This is a genomic window from Bacillus sp. AFS023182 (assembly GCF_002560575.1).
GTDB lineage: Bacteria > Bacillota > Bacilli > Bacillales > Bacillaceae_G > Bacillus_A > Bacillus_A arachidis.
The window spans coordinates 1-5,511 of sequence record NZ_NTRO01000146.1 but is presented as its reverse complement, the minus strand read 5'-3'; the positions used below and the strand labels follow the sequence as shown (position 1 = coordinate 5,511).

Below are 5,511 nucleotides of genomic sequence, written 5' to 3'. Positions count from 1 at the left end.
TTAAGTTGATGGATGTGTGGTGCTACCCCATCGCTATCAACTTAAGAAATTGATTGTTCCCCAAAACGAAAAAAATGGGCCGAATTCTCATAAATAACTGTAAAAAGGTAAAATTCTCGTTATGGGAGTGTCTTAAAATCTTAGCTTGATGGGTATGTATGGTGAGGCCTAATTGAAGAAAAAAGCACGGAATTGTATGGAACGAGTTGTCGAGATTGCGATTTTAAGACGATTATCTTTTCTTTCATGTATAATCCATCGTTAAATGTCTTCTAGAGTTCAATAGGAAAATATGAAAAAAGAGCATTTCTTACTGTAATAACAAGAAATGCTCTTTTATAGTAATGTACAGATAATCAACGGTTTTTTTACGCTTTCACTTATGATCTTTGCTTTTGTAACGAATGACTCATATTTAATGGATTCGAAAGTAGAGCGTTTAACGCCATGATGTTCAGTATAGAAAGTCAGCATTTAAAACAATACTTGATAATATCGCTTTTGTACGATTGTCTGATACTTCATAATAAATTTCTAATCCTTTCCGAGTACCTGTAATGATTTTAGCAGCTTTTAGTTTGGATAAATGTTGACTAATTGTACTTTGAGGCATTTGTAATTTTACATACATTGTTGTTACATTAGTAGGGCCCTTTGTAAGCATTATTTCTACTAAGGTTAAACGGATAGGATGCGCCAATACCTTTAATGTTTCAGTGACCTCTTTATACTTTTCTATTTTTTCCTTCATATTTCTTCCTCCCTTTATATATAAAAATTAATGATATCTATATATATAGTTCGAAAAGATATACGATTTTGTGTCCGTTGTTTTAAAAAAATAGATATTAAGAAGCCCTTTCAGTTCGAAACTGGAGTACAGCTGCATGTCCATCAACTTGAAAATTCAAAATTATCTCAAAACGAAAAATGAGATTTTTGTTATAAGTTAGCACAAAATTTCATTCTGGGGGTACTATAAAATTTTAGCTTGATGGCTATGTATAGTGACCCCTAATACAAAAATGATAAACCATTTATTTTCTTAATTCACAAAATTTTAAAAAATAGACTCTTGGGATGTTAATATTTGTTATATAATAGACCTATCAAGACAAATCCCAATGTTTTTTCGAATATGCCTAATAGGATAGTTTGTGTTCCCTTTTTTGTCACCTTACCTTAAAAAGAACTTGTAGTGATGAGCTACAAGTTCTTTTTGTATAAGACTCAAAATCTTTAATTTATCAACAAAATGATTTTTTAACCCATTATAAGGAGTTTATTAATTTATATTCTGAAAAACTAATAGAAGGAGGAAACAGGAATGAAAACACATATCAAGCAAATTAACAGTGGTGTAGTTAACCAAGAGTGCATAAAGAAAATTATAGAATTGTGGAATAATAATGCTATAGAAACTGCAGAATGTGAATTAGATGAGAGTGATAAACAGGGGATTCAAGAGCAAATAGAACAATATATCCAATCAAAATATGGTGTGGTTTTTGTAGCAATTAATGAAAATCAGCAGGTTATTGGTTATGGTATTGCTTCTATGAAACAAGATTTAGTTAGTAATATGTTATATGGTCAAGTAGACGAATTGTATGTAGCATCAGAGTATCGAAGACAACGAGTTGCTAAAAACTTAGTAGATAATTTAATGAATTGGTTTAACCAACAGGATATTTCTTTAATTCATGTTTATGTTGATTTAGAAAATGAGCTAGCCTTAGAGTTTTGGGAGAAAATAGGTTTAAATAAGGAGTTTTTTATTCTATCAAATAATTAATTTTGCAACGGAACTTGTCTTTTCCTGTATATAGCTAAAGAATATATTTAGGCATTTACACGATAAGTACCCAAATAGGGTGCTTTTTTCGGTTCTGGTGCAAATATATGAAAAAGAATGCGGATAGTAGTAGCTTCCTAGTGAAATCGTATTTTATGCTATAAGGCCTCACATTATCAAAAAAAGAAAATTGTACGTTACGACAAAATTTAGATATATTTAAGTCAATACCCTGTACGCTAAAAGTAAAATAGACCTAAGGAAAGCGTTGCATAAATGTTAATTTTTGCAACACCTTCCTTAGGTCCATATTCATGTAATTAAGTTTCAATAAAATTCATACCCAAGTCCTACTATTTATTAATTTATACATCTTTCGTTTTAAGTAAATCTCCCCTAAATGGGGGATTTTAAACCTTATATCTCTAACTTATAATAGCTATTGTAAGGGCTTTTAAAATTTAAAAGGAGGGAATTGCATGAAGAATTGGGTTCAGTTTAGATTTGCAAGACCAACAGATAAATTTGAAGAAGTTATAAATTTTTATGAAACAGGATTAGGTTTAAAACGCATAGGGGAGTTTGAAAACCATGAGGGTTATGACGGGGTCATGTTTGGATTGCCTCATGAAGAGTACCATCTTGAGTTCACAAGGCATGTTAATGGAAGCCCTTGTCCGGCACCAACAAAAGATAATTTACTGGTATTTTATATGCCTAATAAAGATGAAATTGAAAAAATAACGAATCGATTAAATAAAATGAATTATCATGAAGTTGAACCTGAAAATCCATATTGGAAAGAGAAGGGAACTACGATAGAAGATCCGGATGGTTGGAGAGTTGTACTCATGAACACAGATGGATAAAACAATCTTTTATAAAGTATTATTTCTGGTGAAAAATAATAAAATGTAACAAACTTACTCTATTCTCCATCTCTACAAATGTTGTAGGGATTTTTATATAAAGAACTCTCATCAAGGGAGCTAATTTGAAGGTATAAGAATTTCTTAAGCTGAGGGGCATGTAAGGTGAACTCTAATACAGTGAAAAAAGGACACCTGGCCAGATACTCCTAGCAAGTTTGTCCTTTTTCACTCTTCTATCAATGAAACTATTAGTTTACTCCTACGTCATTCCAAGCTTTTTGCACAGCTTGATATGTCCCACTATTAACGCCATCGTAATCAGCAGCAGATTGTAATAAAGCAGCACGTGCTTCGCTGAAATCACTTGTTGGTGTAAGGTACGTTGTTAAAGCACGGTAATAGATTTTTTCTGCTTTTTCTTTACCAATAGCAGTGATCGTTGAATAAGCAGCTTTATTTGGAATACCGCTATTGATATGTACGCCGCCATTGTCTCCTTCCTCTGTTTCTGGTAAATATTGATAGTCATTCATATGAGCAGGTTGGTCATACTTTTCAGGATTTGATAAGCTGCGGAGTGCATCTCCTGCAACTCTTGGCGTATATACCGCTTCTCCCAAATCCCAGTTGATTGGATCAACAAAATATCCAAATACATCAGAAAAAGATTCATTTAGTGCCCCAGATTGACTTAGGTACTCAAGATTAGCTGATTTTTCAGTTACCGCATGTGTTAGTTCGTGTGCAACAACATCAAGCGAACCTGATAGCGGTGCGAATTCAACACCATCACCATCTCCATAAACCATTTGTTGTCCATTCCAGAATGCATTATTGTACTTGGTTCCAAAATTGATTCCAGAACGAATCGTTGCACCATTTCCGTCAAAACTATTGCGGTTATGAACATTTTTATAATAATCATACACTTTTCCTGCATTAAAATGAGCATCAACTGCAGGACCTTGGCTCTTATCTACCCAAGCATTATCCGCATCGAATAGAGAGTAATTAGTTGGATTTTGCCAATTAGTAGCATTTTTAACTGTATTTGTTACAATAAAGCCACCGTTCATCGGCTTTGTTGTGTCTTTTAAATAGTATTTTCCATATTGACTGCTGTAAGTTGTATTCAGGCTTTTTCGATCCCCAAATACGCCGTTACCATAGCCTTTTTGCGGAGTATCTGCATCTGTAACTGCATTATATGACTTTACAATTGTTCCATCTACTGCGTTTACATAGATTTGCCAGTTTGCTCCATAAGGTTTAACGAATTGTAATTGTACTTTATAAGCTAAGTAATAATTCCCGTCTTTTTCATAAATAACTAAATCTGCTTTTTCATTTGTAGAGTTTGCTTGTTCTTTTATTTGTTCTAACGGAGTCCCATTTGTTTCTACCAGTGTATCTTTTTTTGCTAGATTAATATGTTTCCATGCACTTGAAATGGCAGTTTCTTTTGAAATCTTTGCATTTGTATTTCCTTTCAAACGGTCAGCGGCAGCGGGATGTACGTCTCCGTTTACTGTTGTTACTTTTCCATCACGATTTGTATGAACAATGAAACGTGCCCCATCAACTGGAACTTTATTAATAGATTGAATGTACACATAATGTTTCATTCCTAAATCATCTGACTTTACTTCTTTCAGTGTTAAGTCAGTTTGTGGGTTGATTTTAAATAATTCTTTATTTTCTTCAAGGAAAGATTTTACTGATTTTTCCGAATCTACCTTTTTATCAGATAATTTACCTGAAAGGAAGGATGGATTTCCTTTTTCATCATTCCACTGTTTTTGAACGACTTCCATTTTGTTCAAAGCTTCTTGCTGTGATACTTGTTCGGCTGCAAAGGCACTTGAAAATGGAGCGCCTAAAACCATTCCGGTTGCTAGTAATGTAACGACGGATTTCTTCATTTTTTCTTCTCCTTTGTTTTTACACCCTGTTTTAAACAGAATATTTTTGTTTTTTGAAAATTATATTTTTATATATACATCCTGTAAAGGTAGGAGACTGTAAAAAATGGAAAATGATTCAAATCATTCCGGTTTGTTTACTTACATTTTGGTTGTACAAGACCTTAAACTGTTGAGTTTTCTAGGTTTTCATAATGAATATGCAATTTTGCATATTATATAAATATAAATTGAGAAATAGAGATTTTATAAAAAATTCAAATGATGGTTTAAGCGAGAAGGGGAATCAAATATCATTTAATAATTAGTTAACTACACAATCGAATTATGGGTACGGAAACGATTCATGGAATGAGGGGCAACTATGGAAAATAAATACAAAATTAAGAGTGTCACTTTAGGAGATAATTTGCACGGTTCTGTTGCAAAGTTTCCGAAGACATAAAGAGATGGGGGAATATTGTGGACCAGTTTTATGAAACTATTAATAATTCATGTAATGCGTTATACGTCGAAAAAACGAAGTTTGGTTGAAGACTTCGTTTTTGTTTGTATATAGCATGAACAGTTTCTATACCTTTAGCAGTTCGTGAGGCATGGCGAAGACTTTGAAATCCTAAAGAACGGGAGCGACGTTTCACATGTCGGTGATCTTGCTCAATGATATTATTGAGGTACTTGATTGTACGATGGAAGGTATTTTTGTAAAGACCTATCTCCTTTAATTTTTTGAATGCGGAAGCTAAAGAAGAGGCCTTATCTGTCGTCAGAACCGTTGGTTCTCCAAAAGTTCGAACAAGTCTTTTCATAAAGGCATATGCTGCTTGTGTGTCCCGTTTTTGACGAAGTTGAATATCAAGTGTTTGCCCCTCTTTATCAATTGCTCGATATAAATAACACCCTTTCCCTTTCACCTTGATAT

Annotated in this window: 5 protein-coding genes; 2 read left to right on the top strand and 3 right to left on the bottom strand. The window is 33.2% G+C overall.

Annotation, left to right across the window (positions count from 1 at the left end; all coding sequences use genetic code 11):
• Nucleotides 1-454 precede the first annotated feature (454 nt).
• Nucleotides 455-751 (bottom strand): ArsR/SmtB family transcription factor, encoded by a 297-nt coding sequence (locus CN288_RS27765; protein WP_098303634.1) that lies wholly within the window; start codon nucleotides 749-751, stop codon nucleotides 455-457.
• A gap of 576 nt (nucleotides 752-1,327) precedes the next feature.
• On the opposite strand from CN288_RS27765, the gene CN288_RS27760 reads away from it, so the two are divergent.
• Both CN288_RS27760 and CN288_RS27755 read left to right on the top strand, forming a co-directional pair.
• Complete coding sequence (locus tag CN288_RS27760; protein WP_098303633.1) at nucleotides 1,328-1,795, top strand: GNAT family N-acetyltransferase; 468 nt, start codon at nucleotides 1,328-1,330, stop codon at nucleotides 1,793-1,795.
• Nucleotides 1,796-2,274: 479 nt separating this feature from the next.
• Nucleotides 2,275-2,664, top strand: a complete 390-nt coding sequence (locus tag CN288_RS27755) for a VOC family protein (protein ID WP_098303632.1) — start codon at nucleotides 2,275-2,277, stop codon at nucleotides 2,662-2,664.
• A 251-nt stretch (nucleotides 2,665-2,915) separates the two neighbouring features.
• Here the strand turns inward: CN288_RS27755 and CN288_RS27750 are convergent, their stop codons facing one another.
• Both CN288_RS27750 and CN288_RS27745 read right to left on the bottom strand, forming a co-directional pair.
• The gene (locus CN288_RS27750; protein ID WP_098303631.1) at nucleotides 2,916-4,589 is read right to left on the bottom strand and encodes a M4 family metallopeptidase; all 1,674 of its coding nucleotides are present in this window, start codon (nucleotides 4,587-4,589) and stop codon (nucleotides 2,916-2,918) included.
• Between the two features lie 473 nt (nucleotides 4,590-5,062).
• The coding region (locus CN288_RS27745) for an IS6 family transposase (protein ID WP_141528033.1) at nucleotides 5,063-5,511 on the bottom strand (449 nt) is incomplete at its 5' end.